We start from the raw sequence: 22,016 nt of genomic DNA on the forward strand, positions 1-22,016 counted from the left end.
TGAGTCCAAGCCTGGATGATTGCCGTTGTGATTTACCGCCAGTCATCCCCTAAACCCCCATAGGTTTGGTACGCCTAGCTCAGCTCTTTTGTTATTTATTCAGTCAATCAATTCTAATGACCTTAACCAGTGCATCTGCCCCCATTTCCCTTTTGCCTGAGCTGGACTTCCCTCCCCTTCCCTACCAAAGACCCCTACTGATGATTGGCCACGGCACCAGGGACGAAGACGGTCGCCAAACCTTTCTAGATTTCGTGGCCGAGTACCAAGCATTGGATCATTCCCGCCCGGTGATTCCCTGCTTTTTGGAGTTGACTGAACCCAACATTCAAGCCGGGGTAGAGCAATGTGTTGCCCAGGGCTTTGCAGAAATTTCCGCTCTGCCCATTTTGCTCTTTGCGGCCCGCCACAACAAATTTGATGTGACTAACGAGCTGGACCGTAGCCGGCAGACCCATCCCCAGATTAGTTTTTCCTACGGCCGCCATTTTGGCATTACGCCGGCAATCCTTGATTTATGGAAAGCTCGATTAAGTCAGTTAGACAGTCCCGAAGCCAATCCCCGAGGCATTGCCCGGCAAGATACGGTGCTTTTATTTGTCGGCCGGGGTTCTAGTGATCCCGATGCTAACGGTGATGTGTACAAAATGGCTCGGATGCTGTGGGAAGGCAGTGGTTACCAAACGGTGGAAACCTGTTTTATTGGCATCAGTCACCCCCGTTTAGAGGAAGGATTTCGCCGAGCTAGGCTATACCAACCGAAGCGAATTATTGTTTTGCCTTACTTTTTGTTTATGGGGGCATTGGTGAAGAAAATTTTCAGGATTACGGAGGAGCAACGGGCCGCCTTTCCTGAGATTGAAATTCAGTCCTTGCCAGAAATGGGTATTCAGCCGGAACTTTTGGCCCTAGTGCGGGAAAGGGAAATTGAAACTCAGTTGGGCCAGGTAGCAATGAATTGTGAGGCTTGTAAATTCCGCCTAGCTTTTAAAAATCAAGGTCATGGCCATAGCCACGATCACCATGATCACAGTCATGGGCATCATCACCATGGACACAATCACGACCATGGTCATAGCCATGGGGAATGGGTAGATACGTATATCGAACCGATCGCCTACCACGAAAAAATTTGGCAGGCCCCTTAACCCGAATTGCAGTTGGTCAAAATTACATCCTATAGTCATTTCAAATAATTTCGAGACTGCTTAAGTCTTTATTGATAAGCTTTTCGATGAATTTGACTGCCTCAGTCTTACTAGAAACGACTATAAATATCCCCCGGTGTAAAAGCCGGGAATTTTTTGTTTTACAGCAATCCTTGACTCTATTTCAATGTTTATGGCTCAATGCCAAAGAAAGCAAAAAAAGACCCCGTTCCGAAGAATCAGGGCCTTTGCTAACTGAACTAATTATTTAGCTAATTCTAGAGTTGGGGAATTAACTGTTCCTTAACGGGAACTTCAGCATATTCCGCTACAATCTGCCGGAACTCCTCGCCGTCAATGGTTTCTTTTTCAATTAAAAGATCAACCAGGCGATCGATTACTTCCCGCTGTTCTTGGACAATTTTGCGGGCCATTTGGTGTCCTTGTTCCGCCAAAGAACGTACTTGGGCATCAATGCGGGTAGCTACCTCTTCAGAGTATTCCGAACGATTCATTAAACCACCACCGAGGAATACTTCCCCACCGGAACTTTCCAGGGAGATAGGGCCAAGGTTGCTCATGCCGAAACGGGTCACCATCTGGCGGGCCATTTCCGTCACCTGTTGGAGGTCACCGCCAGCCCCGGTGGTTACTTCGTCGTCCCCAAAGACTTCTTCTTCTGCGGCCCGACCCCCCATGGCTCCAGCAATGCGGGCCATCAGTTGGGCTTTGGTAGTTAAACCCTGTTCTTCATTGGGGGTGAACCAAGTTAAACCTTGGGCTTGGCCCCGGGGAATCAGAGTTACTTTTTGCACCGGATCATGGTCTTTGAGCAGAGTACCGACAATGGCGTGGCCCACTTCGTGGTAGGCAATCAAACGCTTGCTCTTATTGTCCACCAGGGGCGTACCTTCCATACCAGCCACGACCCGATCTACAGCGTCATCAATTTCCAACAGGGTAATGGCAGATTTACGACGGCGGGCAGTGAGAATAGCCGCTTCGTTGAGCAAGTTGGCCAAATCAGCGCCACTAAAACCGGGGGTACGACGGGCAATGGAATCGATGGAAACTTCCGGAGCTAGCTTTTTATTGCGGGCATGGACTTCCAAAATTTCTTTACGGCCGCCGTAATCGGGAGCATCCACCATCACCTGGCGATCGAACCGACCGGGACGCATGAGGGCAGAATCCAACACATCGGGACGGTTGGTAGCGGCAATGATGATAATGCCGGTATTGCCTTCAAAGCCGTCCATTTCCGTTAGTAACTGGTTGAGGGTTTGTTCCCGCTCATCGTTACCCCCACCAATGCCGGCCCCCCGTTGACGACCTACAGCGTCAATTTCGTCAATGAAGATTAAACAGGGGGCGTTTTCTTTGGCTTTTTTGAACAAATCCCTGACGCGGGAGGCACCGACGCCGACAAACATTTCCACAAATTCAGAACCGGAAATGCTGAAGAAAGGAACTCCGGCTTCTCCTGCGATCGCCTTAGCGAGGAGAGTTTTCCCGGTACCCGGAGGGCCCACCAGTAGGACACCCTTGGGAATTTTTGCCCCCACTGCGGTGAACCGTTCCGGCTGTTTGAGGAAAGTTACCACTTCTTGCAATTCTTCTTTGGCTTCGTCAATGCCGGCCACATCGTCGAACATCACGCCGGTTTTGGCATCCATCTGGAACCGGGCTTTGGACTTACCAAAGTTCATTGCCTGACCAGGACCACCGGGCATATTGCTGGAACGACGGAAAAGGAAAAAGAGGGAAGCAATTAGTAAAACAGGAAACACCAAATTGCCCACAAAGCCCCAAACCATGCCATTGTTGCGGACAGGATGGGAATCAAGGCGGATGTTGGAGTCCCGTAGACGGGCAATCAATTCCGGGGCATTGCTGGGGAGATCAACCCGGGAACGGAGGGTACGGTCCACTTCGGGGTCACTAACTTGGACGATCGCCGTGCGGCCATTTTCATACAAATCCACACTGGTGATGCGGCCAGCGTCCACATATTCGAGGAAGCGACCATAGGTCATGCGGGTGTTGGCGGTGTTGGAGCCGAGGTTGGTATCTGCTCCCCCAAAGCTCCCCTGCCAAAAGAAAAAGCCTACTACCAACAGGGGTAGGGACCAAAGTAGCGCAGTTCTCCAGGAAAATTTCATATGTTAGCTCACCTTAAAAGTTAAGACGGTCGTAGGATTTAGTGTAATCGTTTAATTATGGAACGGAGGCTGGCTCCCCGACCCGGTGGAATTGGTCAATTTCGTTGACAATGGACTTTTGTAACAAAATCTTAACTAAATGTAACGTAATTCTCATAATTACGACAACCCCCTAGCCCTGGGCAGATCACCGTAGGGTCTGCCGAGTGGGAAATTTGCTAGCTTGGGGAGTAATCATCGGGGCCAAGTCACCATGGGTCAGACCGTCACAGACAAGAATCTAACTCTAGAAGAATTTTTTCGCCTTCCAGAAGGGGAAATTAATTACGAATTACAGGACGGCAAGGCGATCGCCAAAATGTCACCAAAACGCATCCACTCCAGTCTCCAAAGAACGTTACTCTTTCTCCTGTCTGATTGGGGAAATAGGCAAGATTGTCCTTTGCCTGGCGAAGCCTATCCTGAATGGGGCATTTGTCTAGAAAAGGATGGGCAAGATTGGGCCCCGGTGCCCGATGTTACCTATATTTCTGACCAAAAATTAGCTCCTTTTGCCTTGGAAAATGACTTTTGCCCTGTGGCCCCGGAATTGGTGGTGGAAATTATTTCCCCCGGTCAATCCTTTGACGTCATGACCCAAAAGGCTTTGGATTATCTGGCCGCTGGAGTGGAAAGAGTCTGGATTATTGGCGATCGCTACCGCAGTTTGACTATTTTTGCCCCCGATCGCCCACCTATGACTTATCAAGGTGATCAGCTAGTGGAAGATGCTCTCTTCCCCCAGTTGACTTTTACGGTCAATGAATTGTTTACCAAAGCCAAAGTTTAATATTCATTAGTCGGCCGGTTAGACCAACCCGTGAACGCACCTAAAGTTGGGGCCGTTGCCTGGGGCTGAATGCCCGCAACCATGTCATCCCAAGTCCCCGTCTGGGTAATTACAGTGTTGGAGGTATTAGAACCACATCCCCCGGAATTACTGACCTGTCTAACCATTACCGTTCCCCGCACACCACCATTGCCACCACTCCCCGACACACCATACTCATAATTTGGGCCGAGGATAAAAGCATCCATAAAGGAACCACCCGCTAAACAAATTTTAGGCAAGTTACTTAGATTCGCTGGCAGTGGAGCACGACCATAAATGTTGAAATCTGTTATGACATAGTTACTGCACGGGGTTTTAGCACCTGTTGCTTCGTAGGGAATAGGACATTCGTGGACAATCTTGCCATTACCCCCCAGGTCAAGGTTGCCGGTCAGATGGAAAATAACCATAAAACGCTGACCACGATTGGGATTAGTTACTCCTCCTATAGTAGGACGGGTATCCAAGGTTTCCACCCGCATTTCTTTACCTCCACCAAGACTAATAGATGTAACACAGTAGACATAGGCCGGCAGAGTATTGCCATTGTTTAGAGTTATATTCGTTCTAGTGTCGGTATAAACATTGCTGGCATCCCGCCTTGGTATGGTCAGATTAGCGTTAACACTGCCCAAATTATTGCAACTACTCGGTGCTGGGGGTAGAGCTGGCATGTCGGCATTAGTATATTTGGCAGTATAAGTACTGCCTGTGGGAAAACTTACCCCAGCTAAGTTACCGCTACAGTCATTTACCAGCACGTCACCAGCAATGGTGTTATTGCCCGCCACATTACCACCACTGGTATGGGTCACCCATAAACCGGGAATGCCAAATGCTTCAGGGGGCCCCGGTCTAACGGGAATTTTGACCTCAACCCGGGAAACAGCCTCATTTGGTTGCCCCGGATTAATGGACCCTTCCACGGTTAATACCCCCACTCCTCCGTTGGGAAGAGGAACATTGCCGGGGGGTAAAATCGCGCCATTGGCATCGGTATATCTGTAACCCACTAAACGGAATTGCCCTTGGGGCAGAGTTTGCCAATCAGAAGAGTTGGAAATGGCCCGGACATCGGTCAACAGGGCATCATCGATTAGTTTGCAGGCTATGTCGCTACCTGACCAGTTGCGAATTTGGGTTTCCGTTAAATTCTGCCAGTTAGGTACTACAGTGCCGGTTCCCGTGCTGACATCACTGCAGGTTTGCCCCGCTGTGCGTAGGGGAAGATCTCGACAAGCGGGCAAGGTGGCCAAAAAACGCCTTTGGGGCTCGTTTAATAGGTTTGTGATCCTAGCTACACCAGCTTCAGCCGCATTCTGAGCCTGGCTAGTGGCAGCTTTATTAGTGGAGTCATTTTGCTGAAACATTGACCTTTGCAGGATGACAATGCCAATGACCGTTAACACAAGTCCTACCATGATCACCATGGGCATCACAAAACCATCATTCCCCAGGGAGCGCCGTTGGCGGTTTTGAGAAATAATTATTAAGTGGAAAAATTTGTAAGGATTCATAGCGGTTGCCCAACCCAACTCAGGGAGAGAATTTAGCCTATTAGTCCATACAAAGTCACAACCACGGCCAATAGGCTATCTCCTATTATCATCCAAACTGAAGCGATGGCAAGCTAATTTTTATGACGGCGATCGCCAAAAAGTAGGCTAATTCAGCAAATACCGTAAGTAGTCACAACAACCAAATTAAACTTCAGTAAATATAGCTAGAAAAGAGAAGCATTTTTTTCAAAGTACTATTTAGCTGGAACAAAAAATATCTCCATTGTGCTGTCCCCGGTCCAGGGATCAACTAATCTACGACGGGCTGTCAAACATTGTGATAGGATTGGGGGAACAAGGAACGTCCTCGCTCGCCGTTTGTGGCTGTAGGGCAGGGCGTCAACCCAGCACATTCAATCAGAAGTCTCTTAAAATTGCCAAGGATATGTCTAAAAAGTTCTTAACAATCATTGCCGGTCTTTTGCTGGTGGCCTCTAGCTTCTTCTTGTCCGTTAGTCCTGCCGCCGCCGCCAGTGTAACCGTGAAAATGGGTTCCGACAGTGGTGCCCTCGCTTTCGATCCCAGCACAGTGACCATCAAAGCCGGGGATGAAGTGAAATGGGTAAATAATAAACTTTCCCCCCATAATGTTGTTTTTGCCGCTGGTGATGGTGTAGATGATGGCGCCGCTGCCAAGTTGTCCCACAAAGGTTTAGCCTTTGCCGCCGGTGAAAGCTTCACCTCCACCTTCACTGAGCCCGGTACCTACACCTACTACTGTGAACCCCACCGTGGTGCTGGCATGGTTGGTAAGGTAGTCGTTGAATAATACATATTCTCAATTCAGCCATCCAATTAACTAAAAATTTTTATGGTTTGGCGATCGCATCTCCTGATGGGGGTGCGATTTTTGTTTTTTCTTGCCTCAGGTGCCCGGGCACCAGGGCTCAGACTAAAACAATATGAAAGGAAAAATTGACCACAAACCAATCTAATTTTTTTGTTTTTAGGATACTTGCACGTGTGCAAAAATTGTTCATCGTCGTTTGTCTGAAATAGCCACCTTCATCCCCATTTCTTAACCAAATACAAGATTATCAATAATCTGTCGTAGTTGGCCATTATCTCTAAGCTCTAAGGCAATTCGATGATTTTTGGAAAAATGCTCCACTAGCACACAGGCTTCGCCCCCAAGGTGTTCAGCATGTCTCTTATCAGCTCCCCCACAAGCATGAGCAGGATAATGGATTTCAACTTGTGTTGCGTAAGGCTGCAAATTCTTCAAATCTAGACAATCATCAAATGAAACCCCAGCAAAAGTTGCATTTGTGTTTGCTGTGAGACGACTTAAGTATCGACAGGTGTTATCAAACCGATTATCATGCAGAACCGAATTCTTAGTCTCATTTAAAACAGTCTGTGGTGCAAAACTGACTACCCTATCGAACTTGAGAAGATGACCAAATAAAATAACTGCATAACCACCAGAAGAACAACCAATACCAACAATTTTTCGATATTTCTTCCGTCTGATTAACCTCTCTAGCCACCCTAGGGTTTCCTGCATCGTCTTGGTTTCGTTCTTAATGCCATCTAAATAGTATCGACATTGAATATCTCGAATAAATAGCTGGTCAATCTGTGTATATTGTTTAAGGAAATTATGAAAAACAAAAGTCGGAATCGAATCTTTGTCACCGAAACCAGCAAAGGATACCAGCAAAGTATCTGAATGATGATCTATATACCAGTAATTATCTGTGTCAGACCAAGGTTTTTTTTTTCGATCACTGTAGTCTAGATCATAACTGGTATTATTGATTGCATCTTCAAACAATTTTGGAGTCAGTAAATTGGGTATATATTGTTTGAGTGAATCAGTTGATTGAAGTTTACTTTTGCCTCCATCTTCGTCAAACATAAATGATAGCAACGTATATCTTTGCCCAGAAATAACCGGTTTCACGCCATGTAAAAGTTCAGGTTTAAAAATAATACCGCTGCCCTTCTTTAACTTAAATTCTTGGCGGAGAGTGGGAAAATAAAGTTCCCCACCTTCATAGGCTGCTGGATCAGACAAGGCAATAACAAAACTTAGTTTTCTGTGCTCCATTCTCCCCTGAATGTCAGTATGCAAATTGTAGTGACCTTTTTCTTGACCATCATAAAAACCAATTTTCCAACGTTCCCTATATTGAATCGCAATACCAAACTTTTCTTTTGCTAAACTAGCCACGTTATTGAGAACAAAAGTATCAATGGGACTACAGTCCACTGTAGAGAAAAAACAATCACGTCTGATCTTTTGATTGGGATCGACACGGATACCAACTTTAGATTCTTTAAACTGGTATTTTTTCAGGGTTTCAAAAACATATTTAATCAAAGAATCGGGAAGTAAGTTTTCTACGACAATATAATCACTCATTTTTTAATCTCAACCTGAACTCATTCACAAAAGGGGGATGAAACTATAAGCTCTCTCTCTCCTGTTAATTTTAGATTAAATTACAGAGGATTATTATGAAAGAGAGAAAGTGGAAAATTGTTTGCTTTTACTTTATAAGTAACATCATCGTTTTCGCTGTCTCGTTGGTGCTGAGTAGTGTCTGTCCTATTAAAGTGTACGTGACGTCCTCTCAAATGCGGGGCCTTATGGTTCCCAGTGAACTCCCATTAGCTAAACTGGGAGATGGACTCAATCCAATTGAGTTAGCTATCAAAATTTTCAGTTGCCATGACCCTTCGATCGCCGGTAGAATTCCAAGACCAATTTGATGTAATTGTGGTGGGGGCGGGCCATGCGGGCTGTGAGGCGGCGTTGGCAACAGCTCGGTTAGGTTGTCGCACCCTCTTGTTAACCCTCAATTTGGACCGCATTGCTTGGCAACCCTGTAATCCCGCGGTGGGGGGGCCGGCTAAATCCCAGTTGACCCATGAAGTGGACGCCCTGGGGGGGGAAATTGGCAAGATGGCTGACCGCACCTATCTGCAAAAGCGGGTGTTAAATATTTCCAGAGGCCCAGCGGTGTGGGCGTTGCGAGCCCAAACGGATAAGCGAGAATATGCGGCGGTGATGAAAAATATTGTTGAAAATCAGCCCAATTTGTCCATTCGAGAGGGCATGGTCACGGATTTGGTGCTGGGGGACAATGATGAAATTGCCGGTGTGCAGACCTATTTTGGCTCCTGTTTTGGGGCCAAAGCAGTGGTGATTACCACTGGAACTTTCCTAGGGGGCAGAATTTGGATTGGCAACAAATCTATGCCAGCGGGGCGAGCTGGGGAATTTGCGGCGGAAGGGCTTACGGAAACCTTGAATGAGCTGGGCTTTGAAACAGGTCGTTTAAAAACAGGAACTCCGGCCAGGGTGGACCGGCGATCCGTAGATTATAGTCAACTGGAGCCTCAACCCCCAGACGAGCAGGTAAGTTGGTTTAGCTTTGACCCGGAAGTGTGGGTAGAGCGTGAGCAAATGAACTGTTACTTGACTAGGACTACGCTAAAAACCCATCAGCTTATTAAAGATAATCTCCATTTATCTCCTATTTACGGCGGTTTTATTGACTCCAAAGGGCCCCGTTATTGTCCTTCCATTGAGGATAAAATTGTTCGTTTTGCTGACAAAGAAAGCCATCAAATTTTTATTGAGCCAGAAGGTCGAGATATTCCGGAATTGTATATCCAAGGTTTTTCCACCGGGCTACCGGAAAATGTGCAATTAGCCATGTTACAAACTCTACCGGGGCTGGAAAATTGCGTCATGTTGCGGCCGGCTTACGCAGTGGAATATGATTTTTTACCGGCTACCCAGTGTTACCCCAGCTTGATGACCAAGAAAGTGGCGGGACTATTCTGTGCGGGACAAATCAACGGTACTACGGGCTATGAAGAAGCGGCGGCCCAGGGCTTGGCAGCGGGTGTGAATGCAGCTCGCCATTGTCAACAAGAACCTTTAATAATCTTTTCCAGGGAAGAAAGTTATTTGGGCACATTGATTGACGATTTATGCACCAAAGATTTGCGGGAACCTTACCGTATGCTCACCAGCCGTTCCGAATATCGTTTAATTTTACGTTCTGACAATGCGGATCAAAGGTTAACCCCTTTAGGACGGGAAATTGGCCTAATAGATGATCGCCGTTGGCAATTATTCCAAGCAAAACAGGCCCAGATCACGGCGGAAAAAGAAAGGTTGTATAGCACTCGCATTAAGGAGCAAGATACAGTAGGTAAAGAAATTGCTGATTATACCCAACAAAAAATTAAAGGTTCCATCGTTTTAGCAGATTTACTACGGCGGCCGGGCTTTCACTATCCGGATTTAGAAAAATTTCAATTGGGTAATCCTGACCTAAGGCCAGAGGAAAAAACCAGTGTGGAAATCGAGATTAAATATTCCGGCTACATCAAACGGCAACAAACCCAAATTGACCAAGTTAGTCGCCATAGCCAAAAACGTTTGCCCGCTAGCCTGGACTATATGACCATTGAAACCCTGTCTATGGAAGCTAGGGAAAAGTTAAATCAATTTAGACCCCTTACCATTGGCCAAGCTGGTCGTATTGGGGGCGTTAACCCCGCCGACATCAATGCCCTTCTGGTCTATCTAGAAACCCAACTACGGCGATCGGTTCCTCATTGAAGAGCAGAGGCTAGAAAAGAAGGGCTGAGGGGGATTTTAATTACAATTGTCGTCCCCTGACCCTCCACTGAGTCTACTTCTACTTTCCCCCCCTGAAACTCCACATAGCGCTTGACAATGCTCAATCCTAGACCCGTACCGGGAATGTCCCCCACATTACTGGCCCGGTGAAAGGCTTCAAACAATTTTTCCTGGTCTTGGGGGGGAATACCGATGCCTTGATCCTTCACCACAAAAAGTAAATGATTGTCTTGTTTATTAATATTTAGGCTGACGATACTGCCGGGGGCGGAATACTTAATAGCATTGCTCAAGATATTTTCCAAGGCATGGCGGAGAAGCTTCACATCCACCAGGGAAAGTTCTTCCGGCTTCAAGTGGTAGTTAAATTGCAGATGATGTTCACTGCCCAAGCCACAGCGAAAACCTTCTATCAAATCATTACCCAAGCTCCATAGGTTGACATTGCCCAGATTAATTTCTAATTTATTGGCATCGTAACGGCTGATGGAAAGCACATCATCAATTAACTGCTTCAATCGTTGGCTAGCATTTTGGATATTGCTGATGTAGTGTAGTTTTTTTTCTGGGGAAAGACGGTCAAAATATTTAGATAGTAGTTCTCCAAACCCAACAATGGAAGTCAATGGAGTACGAAATTCATGGGAAACAATATCCACAAATTGGCTCTTTGCTTCATTTAACTCCCGTTCTTTAATCAAAGAGCGACGTATTTCAATTTCCGCCCGTTTTGTATCAGTAATGTCTTGGGCAAATACCACTACCCGCGCTGATTCTGATAGATCATCTACCAAAAATTCAATGGCCTGCACCCAAATTTCTGTACCATCCTCTTTTTCCATGGAAAAGACTGTCCATTCTCCTAGGGAAAAACTGTCTTGCCCCAGATTTTCTGATTCCTCTCGTCGGTGAAATTTTTGCCAGAGAGTTGGGTCGCTATACATTGCCTGGGGAGTGTGACCCGTTAAGTTTTCAAAAGCAGGATTAATATAGTACCATTTGCTGAAATCCATCGTCCTCATCCCAAAGAAAATTGGTAAATTCTCCACAATACAGCGCAGGGTAGCTTCGTTATCCTGGATAATTTGCAGTTGTTTTTTTTGTTCCGTAACGTCGTGGATCAGAGCTAAAACATTAGTTTGTTTGGCAGATTTAATCAGCGCAGTGGAAATTTCGATAGTCCGCAATGCCCCGTCCCGGCGCATAATTTGCCACTCTTCCTTGATCATATCCACCCCAAAAATCACTCCTTTCATTCTGGCGATCGCCCGTTGTTGGGATTGGGAATCAGGGTATAGAGTATTGTACCAACCATATTGATTAATTTCTGCCTGACTATAGCCAGTGATGGCTTCCATAATCGGATTCCAAACAGTAAATTGGAGGAAAGGAAATTCATCAATGGGCTGGTAAACACATAGCCCTTCCACCATTTTTTCTAACAATTGCTGACGGAAATAGTTTTCCCGTTGCAGTTGGGCTTGAATATTTTTTTGCAGAGTTATATCATGGACTATACACTGAATAATTGAATGATTTTCATAGGTGATTACACTGGCTGAAATATCTACGGAAATCAGCTCGCCAGTTTTTTTCAAGACCTTGACATCAGTTAACTCTGCAATTTTCTTTCTTTTCAGAGTACGCCAAAATTTACGTTGTTGCCCATAGAATTCCAAAGGTAAAAACTCAAAGTCCTGTAAAGAACGGCCAATTAATTCCTCCTGGCTGTAATCAATTAAGTCCACTGCTCGATGGTTAACTTCTAAAATAACGAAATCAACCGTAATTAAAATAATAGCGTCACTGGCATACCGCACCAGAGCTCGGTATTTTGCTTCTTGGGTGGCAAGGTCAACGCTAACTTGCTCCTTTTCAATAATTTCTTGCAATAGCTGACGGTTACTCGCTTCCAACTCACTAGTTCTTTCTTCAACTAGAATTTCTAGGTTTTCATTGATAGTTTTGAGCTGGATTTCAGCCTGCTTACGTTCCGTAATGTCAGCAAAGGTGACTATCACTTCCTGGATAGTATTTTGGTTATAAAACTCAGGGTAAGCGTTAACCTCAGCCCAAAATATTTGCCTAAGATCGGCACGATAGAAACCCATTTCAAAGTTTTTAAGGGGTACCTGCTTAGCTAAAACCTGGGCTATGGGAAAATCTTTCTTTTCTAGCATTTCCCCTTCTTGATCAAAAAAGAGCCAATGCTTATCATCTAAATTTCTTCCTTCTAAATCCGTTAGCCCCAGGAATTTTTCCGCTTTAGAATTAGCATAAATAATTTCAGTATTGGCTTTATGAACTACTACTCCGTTATCAAGATTTTCTAGAAGACGATAATATTTGTCTTGATTTTCTCGTAACTCGTTTTCCATGCATTTACGATCAGTAATGTCCCGTAGGGAAACTAATTTTGCTGGCTTTCCATACCATTTAATCTCTGTCAAACTGACATCAAAAGTATATCTAGTATTGTCATCTCTAGATAAAGTTAGTTCAATATTTTGCTCAGGGCTCCAAATTTGATCGACTAATTCCTCCAGGGGACGGTTAAGTAACTCTACTGCCTGGCTGTTGGCGTAACAAATATAATCATCTTGGTCTAAAACTAAAAGACCATCACTAATATTGGCAAAAATATCGCGGAAGTTAGCTTCACTGTTTCTAATAGCCTGTTCTGTTCTGGCCAATTCAGAAATATCTCTGCAGTCGTAGAGGTAGATGCCATCGTCAATGGCAACTTTTTTAACATTAACTAGTAGGTGATGAATTTTGCCCTGCTTATCAAGGATGTCGTGAACCAGGTTACAAATTTCTCCTTTCTCTTTTAACTCATACTCGTTGAAGTTGAATTCTCCCAACAAAGTTTTGATATTATCCATGGCTTCTACTTCTGGTAAAGAATAGCCAAAAATAACGTGAACATTAGGAGAAATAAAAGTCAAATCCCCCGACAAATTAGTGATAAAAACAGCGTCGGAGATATTGGCTAGAACTATTTTATTTAGTCTTTCTGATGAACTGAATTCATTTTCTAGTTGTTCGACTTCTACCAAGCTTTTAAGATAATCATTTTGGTGTTCTAGAGCTTGCTTCTGCTGAAAAAAATCTAAATAAAATTTAACTTTGTTGCTAAATAAACTGAGATGAAATGCTTGAGAAAGAAAATCAATTGTGCCCAAGGTCTCAATCTCTGCTGTCGCTTTGGTAATGATTTCTTGATGGGCGAAAAAAACAATAGGCGTTTGGTTTGCCAGGGGAAAGGAGCGGAAAATTTTAATTATGTCCAGTGCTCCCCACTCTGATTGGGTCTCGGTCAGGATAATGAGGGCGAATTCCGTAGTGGCGACTTTGGCGATCGCCTCTTGGCCAGAGTTGAATATCACTAGCTCCATGGGCAGATGTTGCAGGGCCTGTATTATGGCCTCCGGCTGAGGATCCACCAATAGGACTTTGGGGCTAGGAAAAATCGGCATGGGTTTCAAGTTCGACCGTTAATAAGCAGTGAGACGAGGAAAATTCCGGTCTTCAGGAGGAGATGTCGGCTTTCCCAGCGGGCTCTGCACTATCCCCTGGACTAGAATGTTAGTCTCTAACAATTTTTGAATTTTCAAAGTTCCCTATGACCACTTTAACGCCCATCCATGTCATCGGTGGAGGTTTAGCTGGTACGGAAGCCGCCTGGCAAATTGCCCAAGCAGGGGTTCCCGTTATTCTGTCGGAAATGCGCCCTGAGCGCCTCAGTCCGGCCCACCACAGTCAGGATTTGGCGGAGTTGGTTTGTAGCAATTCCTTTGGGGCTAAAGCCGGCGATCGGGCGGCGGGACTTTTGCAAACGGAGTTGAGGCAATTAAATTCCCTGATTATCACCACAGCTGATCGCTATGCAGTACCAGCCGGGGGAGCTTTAGCGGTGGATCGGGGGGTTTTTAGCCAAGCCTTGACCGAAAAAGTGGCCAGCCATCCCCTGGTGGAATTACAACGGGGAGAAGTGGCGGCAATTCCCCAAGACGGCATTACAGTACTGACTACGGGGCCCCTCACCAGTCCAGCGTTAACGGAGGATCTCCAGCGGTTCACTGGCATGGAATACCTGAGCTTTTTTGATGCGGCTAGCCCCATTGTGGTGGGGGATTCCATCGATAAGGAGGTGGCGTTTTTTGCTTCCCGCTATGACAAAGGAGAAGCGGCCTATCTCAACTGCCCTTTTAATCGGGAACAGTATCTCCATTTTTGGCAGGCTTTATGTAGCGCCGAACAAGCACCGCTCAAGGATTTTGACCGGGAAACGGCCAAGTTTTTTGAAGGTTGTTTGCCCATAGAAGAGTTGGCCCAGCGGGGAGAAGACACCATGCGCTATGGCCCGTTAAAGCCCGTTGGTCTATTCGATGCTCGTTGGGGGGATTTTCGAGATCCGGCCAATAAACAGAAAAAACCCTACGCAGTGGTGCAATTGCGCCAGGAAGACCGGGCAGGCAATTTGTGGAATATGGTAGGTTTTCAAACCAATCTGCGCTGGGGAGAACAGGTAAGGGTTTTCCGGTTAATTCCCGGCCTGGAAAATGCTGAGTTTGTCCGCATGGGGGTAATGCACCGTAACACTTTTATTAATTCACCCCAACTATTAACCCCTAGTCTCCATTTTGGCGATCGCCAGACTTTATTTGCGGCCGGACAGTTAGTGGGAACAGAGGGCTACGCGGCCGCCACCGCCGGAGGATGGCTAGCGGGCACCAATGCGGCCCGATTAGCTTTGGGTTTACCCTTGCTCACGTTACCCGTTACCACCATGATGGGAGCACTATTTAACTTTATTAGTTCTGCCGATCCAAAGCATTTTCAGCCCATGCCACCTAATTTTGGCATTTTGCCAGAATTACCCCAACGTATTCGCAATAAGCGGGAACGTTACGGTCAATATCGGGATAGAGCTTTGGCCGATTTACAAACTTGGCAAGTAGGTATTAAAGATTTAGCCCTGTGTCAGGTTTAAGTAAAACCTTTGTCGAGCTTCCCAAACGTAACAAAGATGTTCAATTTCCCCCCACCCCCACGCAAAACTCCGAGCAAAGCAATAGATCAAAAATGGCGATCGCCTTTTGCCTAGCTGGTGATAGCAACTACAAAAAATATCAGTCTAGAATTGAAACAGAACCACAATTAAAGAGGAATCCAATGACAGACACGGCCCTACTAGAAAAAATTAATGCCCTCCCCGATGCCATGAAACTTGAGGTGGAACACTTTGTCGAGTTTTTATTGGCTAAGCAGACACACATCAGTCCAGAACAAGCTCTATCTAGCCATCAGACCAATACCAGTAAAAAACGAGATGGCTTTGGTATCCTTAAGGGAAAGATTTGGATGGCGGATGACTTTGATGCTCCATTAGAAGAAATGCAGGAGTATATGTAAGCAATGCAAGTTATTTTAGACACGCATGTTTTTATTTGGTACATCGAGGGAAATCAAAAACTTTCTCCACCACTGAGGCATGTGATTGAATTTGCGGCCGATGAGATTTATTTGAGCATCGTTAGTCTCTGGGAGATTGCTATTAAACTCAGCATCAACAAACTGAGGCTCAATTATGCATTTGCTGGTCTAGAGAATTTGCTTGCTAATCTCAATATTTCGGTTTTGAACATCACATGGCAACATTTGGAAGCTTATCGAAATTTGCCCTTGCATCACCGGGATCCCTTTGACCGCATGATTATCGCCCAGGCTCAGCACCACAATTTTTCCGTCATTAGCAAAGACGGGAATTTCAAAAAATACAACGTTAATTTAATCTGGGAATGGGAACAATAACCCATTGATTATTGATTTTTATTCCCTAAACTTTATCGATTAAATGCCTTTGACTATCGCCCCGAAATCCCCCAAGATTAGGGCATAATTACGAATCAGACCGAGTAAATTAAGGCGATTTTGCCGTAGTTCGTTGTTTTCCGCCATCACCAAGACACTATCTGGCCCGTCGAAGAAGTCTGCTACGGTGGGAGCTAGCTCGTGCAAAGCATTCACCAAGGTTTCGTAGTCGCGGCTTTGCTGCACTTCCACTGCTTTGGGGTAAATGGCCAACAACGCTTGATAAACTGCTTTTTCCGAATTTTGTACTAGTTGAGGCGCATCAATAACCGGGCGAGGATCCAGTTGATCCGTTGGCAAAGTCCCCTTACTAGCTAGCTTGGTGGAACGATTAACGGTGGGATAAATCGCTTCTAAATGACCATTGTCCCGTAATTCCTGTAGATATTGAGCCCGCTCCTTACCATCCTGTAAATCCGTTAATAGGCGGGCACCATAGTTGGTTTCTCCGTTGCCCAGTACGGCATTGACTAAGTCGTAATCGATGCCCTGTTCATCCTGGAGTAGGGTTTGCAAACGTTGTAGGAAAAAAGTTTTTAAAGCTTCCAGGGGTGATTCTTTGTCGGGGTGGGAGGTGACAAAATCCTGGCAACCCTGGGTTAATAACGCCAACAGGTCGATGTCTAGACCGGCCGCCCAGGCCACGTTAATCACTGCATTAGCTGCCCGCCGCAGGGCAAAGGGATCGGAAGAGCCGGTGGGGAGTAAACCTAAACCAAAAATGCTCACCAGGGTATCAAGGCGATCGGCCATGCCCACCACTTGACCCGGTAAACCTTGGGGCAAATCATCATCCTGGTGCCGAGGGAGGTAATGCTCCACAATGCCCTGGGCCACCGCAGCCGATTCACCGCTGACGAGGGCATATTTTTCCCCCATAATGCCTTGTAGTTCGGGAAATTCGTACACCATTTGGGTGACCAGATCCGCTTTACAGAGCATGGCGGTGCTATCGATTTCCCCCCGTTGTTGCTCCGTTGCCCCCAACTGATCGGCGATCGCCGCGGCCATTTCCATAATTCGGTCCACCTTATCTCGCATGGTGCCCAATTCTTCTTGGAAGGTAACTGTTTCTAGTTGGGGCAGGTAACTATCAAGGCTGTCGTCGCAGTCCGCTTGGTAGAAAAATTTAGCATCGGCTAGGCGAGCCCGGATTACCCGGCCGTTACCCGTCGCGATAATCTCTCCTTTACTGGGATCACCGTTGGCAATGGTGATGAAATGGGGCAATAGCTGGCCATTGTTGTCCACCACGGGAAAATAACGTTGGTGGGTGACCATTACGGTGGTAATCACTTCCCGGGGCAAGCTGAGAAATTCTTGGTCAAAGGTGCCTAACACTGCGGTGGGATATTCCACCAACTGCTCCACTTCATCCAGCAAGTCGTCATAGATAATTGCTTCCCCGGCAATGGCGGCGGCTTGGCTGGCGATTTGTTCGAGGATTATGGCCCGGCGCTCCTCTGGGTCCACCACTACCCCCGCTTGTTTTAACTGGGCTAAATAATTCTCTCCATGGTCTAAGCTAACTGGTTCTGGATGCAAAATGCGGTGCCCCCGGGACAGGCGATCGCCGACTAGGGTGGTGGAGCCATTGTCAATTTGCAAAGGCAAAACCTGGTCATCCAACAGACAAACCAACCAACGAATGGGACGGGGAAAGCGCCAATCTCCGTCTCCCCAACGCATGAACCGTCTTCCATCAAGGGTTTTAAGCCAGGTTAAGGCCAAACTGGGTAATAAATCCCGGCTAGCCTGGCCCCGTAATTGCTTATTGACAAAAATAAAATCCCCTTTGGGAGTAGAACGGACTTCAAAATCCTCCGGGCTAACCCCCTGTTTTTTAGCAAAGCCCAAGGCTGCGGGGGTGAGTTGACCATCCTTAAAAGCCGCACTGGCCGGTGGTCCCTTAATCTCTTCTAGGCGATCGGGCTGTTGGGCGGGCAAACCCTTAATTAATACCGCTAACCGCCGGGGGGTGCCATAAATTTCCACCGACTCCGGTTGCAAAAATTCCGCCGTCAAACTTGCGGGAATGGACCCTTGCCACTGGGTGATCGCACTGCGAACAAAGTCGGCGGGTAACTCTTCGGTGCCAATTTCAAATAGAAAAGTTTGCGGGGGCATAGGGCAAGGGATCAATGGGTCGGTTCGGGACAGCAAAAGTCACCACCAATAACCATATCAGGCAAGTTGAGATGGGGCATAGGGATTTTTAGCAATGACATGAAATCAGTCAATTTACGGGCAGATGCTTGCACCATCATTTCTGGACTAGGTTTTAATGGTCAGTGTTGACCGTTGACCAATGGCTGCCTACTGAACCCTAGACCAAAAACATAACCTTAATACCAAAGTTTTTATGAAAGCCCTCATCCTCTCCGGTGGCAAAGGAACCCGATTGCGTCCCCTCACCTACACCGGGGCAAAGCAGTTGGTACCTGTGGCCAATAAGCCAATTCTTTGGTATGGCATTGAGGCGATCGCCAAAGCTGGCATTAAGGACATTGGCATCATCATCAGCCCGGAAACGGGGGAGGAAATTAAAAGTGTTACCGGCAGCGGGGAAAAATTTAATGCCCAGATTACCTATATTTTGCAATCGGAACCCCTGGGATTGGCCCATGCAGTGAAAACAGCGGCGGATTTTCTGCAAGACTCTCCCTTTGTTATGTATTTGGGCGATAACTTAATTGAAGACGACCTAGCACATTTTCTCAGCCATTTCCAAAGCAAATCCCTAGATTCCTTAATTCTGTTGCAACAAGTTCCCAATCCCGCCGCCTTTGGGGTAGCCACGGTTGATAACCGGGGTAAAGTCCTGGCCCTAGTGGAAAAACCGGAGCATCCCCCTTCCAACTTGGCCCTAGTGGGACTGTACTTTTTTGCCCCCACTATCCACCAGGCGATCGCCAACATCGAACCGTCGGGCCGGGGGGAATTAGAAATTACCGATGCAATCCAATATCTGATCAGCCACGGTTATGGGGTGGAATCCCTACAGCTAGAAGGATGGTGGCTGGATACCGGTAAAAAGGACGACCTACTGGCCGCCAATCAAATTATCCTCGATAGTCTGGTGAAGAAAAGCATTCAGGGTACCGTAGACCATCAAAGCAAAATTTCCGGTCGGGTGACCATTGGCCCCCACAGTCAAATTATCAACAGCGTCATCCGCGGTCCCGTGGCGATCGGCAGCCATTGCCACTTGGAAAACTGCTTCATTGGCCCCTACAGTAGTATTGCGGACAGCGTAATAATTAGGGACGCAGATTTGGAACATAGTGTGGTGCTTCAGGGAGCCTCCATTGTGGCCATCCAGCAAAGAATTGTGGATAGCGTCGTTGGTAAAAACGCTAGGATTTCCCCAGCACCCCGCCGTCCCCAGGCGCTCCGTTTCCTCATTGGTAACGATTCCCAGGTGGAGCTAATTGGTCCACCGTCCTAGCCCCAACGTCCAAACTACCCAGCAACCTAGACCAGTTTTGCTAGAATGGTGCCAATCTAAATCCCGTGGACCTAGCCATGTAGATTAATAAATCAACGGGATAGGTGCTCTCTATGGTTAGCCGACCCTTATTCACCGGGATTTGCATTAATCTAGAGTCTGTATTATAAAGACAACCGTGGGTTAGTTTCTTAACCTTTCTTAACTTTGATCCCTAGTGATCCTTTAACCGTCCATCCACAGGAGTCCAACGCCCCTATGCCCGAGCTTGCTGTCCGCACCGAATTTGACTATTCCAGCGAAACCTACAAAGACGCCTACAGCCGCATTAACGCCATTGTCATTGAAGGCGAACAGGAAGCCTACAGCAACTATCTCCAGATGGCGGAACTCTTGCCGGAAGACAAAGAGGAGTTAGTCCGTTTAGCAAAAATGGAAAACCGTCACAAGAAAGGGTTCCAAGCCTGCGGCAACAATCTCAAAGTTAGCCCCGACATGCCCTACGCCCAGGAGTTCTTTTCCGGTCTCCACGGCAATTTCCAAAAGGCCTTCGGCGAAGGAAAGATTGTCACCTGTCTGTTGATCCAAGCCCTAATTATCGAAGCCTTTGCGATCGCTGCCTACAACATTTACATTCCTGTGGCGGATGACTTCGCCCGGAAAATCACCGAAGGGGTAGTTAAGGACGAATACACCCACCTCAACTATGGGGAAGAATGGTTAAAGGCTAACTTTGCCACCGCCAAAGAAGAACTGGAACAGGCTAACAAAGAGAATCTCCCCCTAGTGTGGAAAATGCTCAACCAAGTCCAGGGGGATGCCAAAGTTCTGGGTATGGAGAAAGAAGCCCTAGTGGAAGATTTCATGATTAGCTATGGCGAAGCCCTGAGCAACATTGGTTTTAGCACCAGGGAAATCATGCGTATGTCTTCCTACGGTTTAGCCGGGGTTTAAACCCGGTCGAGCACAGATCAAACCATTGAAACCACTAAGCCCACAAATCCTTAAACTGTCTGGATCTGTGGGTTTTTCCCTGTTTTTAGAGTTCTTTAGCAAAGCTGGCCCATGCCAACGGGAAGACCGTCAAATTGTGCCATACTGTGTAAAGCTTTATGGCTACTGGAGTCGTTAACTGAGCGGAAAGCGATACCTTCCCCCATCTATTCTGACTATCATCAATGTTTGGTCTTATTGGTCATCTTACGAGTTTAGAACACGCCCAAGCCGTTGCCGAAGATTTAGGATATCCTGAGTACGCCAACCAAGGCCTGGATTTTTGGTGTTCTGCTCCCCCCCAGGTAGTGGATACTTTCCAAGTAAAAAGTGTGACGGGGCAGGTGATTGAAGGTAAATATGTGGAGTCCTGTTTTTTGCCAGAGATGTTGACCCAACGGCGCATTAAGGCAGCCATTCGCAAAATCCTCAATGCCATGGCCTTGGCCCAAAAGGTTGGTTTGGACATTACCGCCTTGGGGGGATTTTCCTCCATTGTTTTTGAAGAATTTAACCTCAAGCAAAATAATCAAGTCCGTAATGTGGAACTGGATTTTCAGCGGTTCACCACCGGGAACACCCACACTGCTTATGTCATTTGTCGTCAAGTGGAAGCAGGGGCCCAGCAGTTAGGCATTGACCTGAGTCAGGCTACGGTGGCCGTTTGTGGTGCAACGGGGGATATTGGCAGTGCGGTGTGTCGTTGGTTGGATAGCAAACATCAAGTTAAGGAATTATTGCTCATTGCCCGTAATCGCCAGAGATTAGAAAATCTCCAAGGGGAATTGGGTCGGGGCAAAATTATGGATTTGGAAACGGCCCTACCCCAGGCAGACATTATTGTTTGGGTGGCTAGTATGCCTAAGGGAGTGGAAATTGCCGGTGAAATGTTGAAAAAGCCTTGTTTGATCGTCGATGGGGGCTATCCCAAAAATTTAGACACCAAGGTACAGGCGGAGGGGGTGCATATTCTCAAGGGGGGTATTGTGGAGCATTCCCTCGATATCACCTGGGAAATTATGAAAATTGTGGAGATGGATATTCCTTCCCGACAAATGTTTGCCTGTTTTGCGGAGGCGATCTTGTTGGAGTTTGAGGGCTGGCGCACTAACTTTTCCTGGGGCCGCAACCAAATTTCTGTCAACAAAATGGAGGCGATCGGTGAAGCTTCCGTTAAGCATGGCTTTTGTCCCCTTGTGGCCCTGTAGGCTTGGGAAGCTAATTTTGTAAGTGGGAAATTGCAACTCGGCAAACACTTTCTAGGGAAGGAGATTTGGTGCTTGGGATCACAATTGTTAACTTGCTCTTTACCTGGCAATTGCGGGGAAGGGTTATGCTGACTTTTGATGGGA

General features: G+C 46.7%; 15 protein-coding genes. 10 read left to right on the forward strand and 5 right to left on the reverse strand.

What is annotated here, in order from left to right:
• The first annotated feature begins 116 nt into the window (after window positions 1–116).
• Window positions 117–1,148, forward strand: a complete 1,032-nt coding sequence (locus D082_RS02240; RefSeq protein ID WP_028948644.1) for a sirohydrochlorin chelatase — start codon at window positions 117–119, stop codon at window positions 1,146–1,148.
• Between the two features lie 278 nt (window positions 1,149–1,426).
• On the opposite strand, the gene ftsH2 is transcribed toward D082_RS02240, so the two are convergent.
• Window positions 1,427–3,310, reverse strand: coding sequence for an ATP-dependent zinc metalloprotease FtsH2 (ftsH2, locus tag D082_RS02250; protein WP_028948642.1), 1,884 nt, complete (start codon window positions 3,308–3,310; stop codon window positions 1,427–1,429).
• A 253-nt stretch (window positions 3,311–3,563) separates the two neighbouring features.
• Between ftsH2 and D082_RS02255 the strand changes: the two genes are divergently transcribed.
• Window positions 3,564–4,139, forward strand: coding sequence for a Uma2 family endonuclease (locus D082_RS02255; protein ID WP_028948641.1), 576 nt, complete (start codon window positions 3,564–3,566; stop codon window positions 4,137–4,139).
• On the opposite strand, the gene D082_RS02260 is transcribed toward D082_RS02255, so the two are convergent.
• Window positions 4,136–5,698 (reverse strand): hypothetical protein, encoded by a 1,563-nt coding sequence (locus D082_RS02260; RefSeq protein ID WP_028948640.1) that lies wholly within the window; start codon window positions 5,696–5,698, stop codon window positions 4,136–4,138. The genes D082_RS02255 and D082_RS02260 overlap by 4 nt on opposite strands.
• Window positions 5,699–6,125: 427 nt before the next feature.
• On the opposite strand from D082_RS02260, the gene petE reads away from it, so the two are divergent.
• Entirely contained in the window at window positions 6,126–6,509 is a 384-nt protein-coding gene (gene petE / locus D082_RS02265) for a plastocyanin (RefSeq protein ID WP_028948639.1), read from the forward strand.
• A gap of 249 nt (window positions 6,510–6,758) precedes the next feature.
• Here the strand turns inward: petE and D082_RS17295 are convergent, their stop codons facing one another.
• Window positions 6,759–8,108: a 2OG-Fe(II) oxygenase gene (locus D082_RS17295; protein ID WP_051738652.1), complete on the reverse strand. Its 1,350-nt coding sequence runs from the start codon at window positions 8,106–8,108 to the stop codon at window positions 6,759–6,761.
• A gap of 309 nt (window positions 8,109–8,417) precedes the next feature.
• Here D082_RS17295 and mnmG point away from each other — a divergent pair, with 309 nt between their 5' ends.
• Complete coding sequence (gene mnmG, locus D082_RS02275) at window positions 8,418–10,325, forward strand: tRNA uridine-5-carboxymethylaminomethyl(34) synthesis enzyme MnmG (RefSeq protein WP_028949378.1); 1,908 nt, start codon at window positions 8,418–8,420, stop codon at window positions 10,323–10,325.
• Here mnmG and D082_RS02280 read toward each other — a convergent pair.
• Complete coding sequence (locus D082_RS02280; protein WP_028949377.1) at window positions 10,319–13,825, reverse strand: PAS domain S-box protein; 3,507 nt, start codon at window positions 13,823–13,825, stop codon at window positions 10,319–10,321. The genes mnmG and D082_RS02280 overlap by 7 nt on opposite strands.
• A 146-nt stretch (window positions 13,826–13,971) precedes the next feature.
• Between D082_RS02280 and trmFO the strand changes: the two genes are divergently transcribed.
• The 3 genes from trmFO to D082_RS02295 are packed head-to-tail and all read left to right on the forward strand — an operon-like array spanning window position 13,972 to window position 16,163.
• Window positions 13,972–15,342 (forward strand): FADH(2)-oxidizing methylenetetrahydrofolate--tRNA-(uracil(54)-C(5))-methyltransferase TrmFO, encoded by a 1,371-nt coding sequence (trmFO, locus tag D082_RS02285; protein ID WP_028949376.1) that lies wholly within the window; start codon window positions 13,972–13,974, stop codon window positions 15,340–15,342.
• Window positions 15,330–15,764 carry a DUF2281 domain-containing protein gene (locus D082_RS18910; RefSeq protein ID WP_238546800.1) on the forward strand — a complete coding sequence of 145 codons (435 nt, stop codon included), beginning with the start codon at window positions 15,330–15,332 and terminating at the stop codon, window positions 15,762–15,764. The genes trmFO and D082_RS18910 overlap by 13 nt, the downstream gene beginning before the upstream one ends.
• Window positions 15,765–15,767: 3 nt before the next feature.
• Window positions 15,768–16,163 carry a type II toxin-antitoxin system VapC family toxin gene (locus D082_RS02295; protein ID WP_028949374.1) on the forward strand — a complete coding sequence of 132 codons (396 nt, stop codon included), beginning with the start codon at window positions 15,768–15,770 and terminating at the stop codon, window positions 16,161–16,163.
• 39 nt (window positions 16,164–16,202) lie between these two features.
• Here D082_RS02295 and glyS read toward each other — a convergent pair whose 3' ends face one another.
• Window positions 16,203–18,350: a glycine--tRNA ligase subunit beta gene (gene glyS / locus D082_RS02300; RefSeq protein ID WP_028949373.1), complete on the reverse strand. Its 2,148-nt coding sequence runs from the start codon at window positions 18,348–18,350 to the stop codon at window positions 16,203–16,205.
• 235 nt (window positions 18,351–18,585) lie between these two features.
• On the opposite strand from glyS, the gene D082_RS02305 reads away from it, so the two are divergent.
• The 3 genes from D082_RS02305 (at window position 18,586) to D082_RS02315 (ending at window position 21,872) form a co-directional block, all read left to right on the forward strand.
• Window positions 18,586–19,671 carry a glucose-1-phosphate thymidylyltransferase gene (locus D082_RS02305; RefSeq protein ID WP_028949372.1) on the forward strand — a complete coding sequence of 362 codons (1,086 nt, stop codon included), beginning with the start codon at window positions 18,586–18,588 and terminating at the stop codon, window positions 19,669–19,671.
• A 258-nt stretch (window positions 19,672–19,929) separates the two neighbouring features.
• Entirely contained in the window at window positions 19,930–20,625 is a 696-nt protein-coding gene (locus D082_RS02310) for an aldehyde oxygenase (deformylating) (protein WP_028949371.1), read from the forward strand.
• 224 nt (window positions 20,626–20,849) lie between these two features.
• Window positions 20,850–21,872 (forward strand): long-chain acyl-[acyl-carrier-protein] reductase, encoded by a 1,023-nt coding sequence (locus D082_RS02315; protein WP_028949370.1) that lies wholly within the window; start codon window positions 20,850–20,852, stop codon window positions 21,870–21,872.
• Window positions 21,873–22,016 lie beyond the last annotated feature (144 nt).

The sequence above is a fragment of the Synechocystis sp. PCC 6714 genome (genome assembly GCF_000478825.2).
Lineage (GTDB): Bacteria > Cyanobacteriota > Cyanobacteriia > Cyanobacteriales > Microcystaceae > Synechocystis.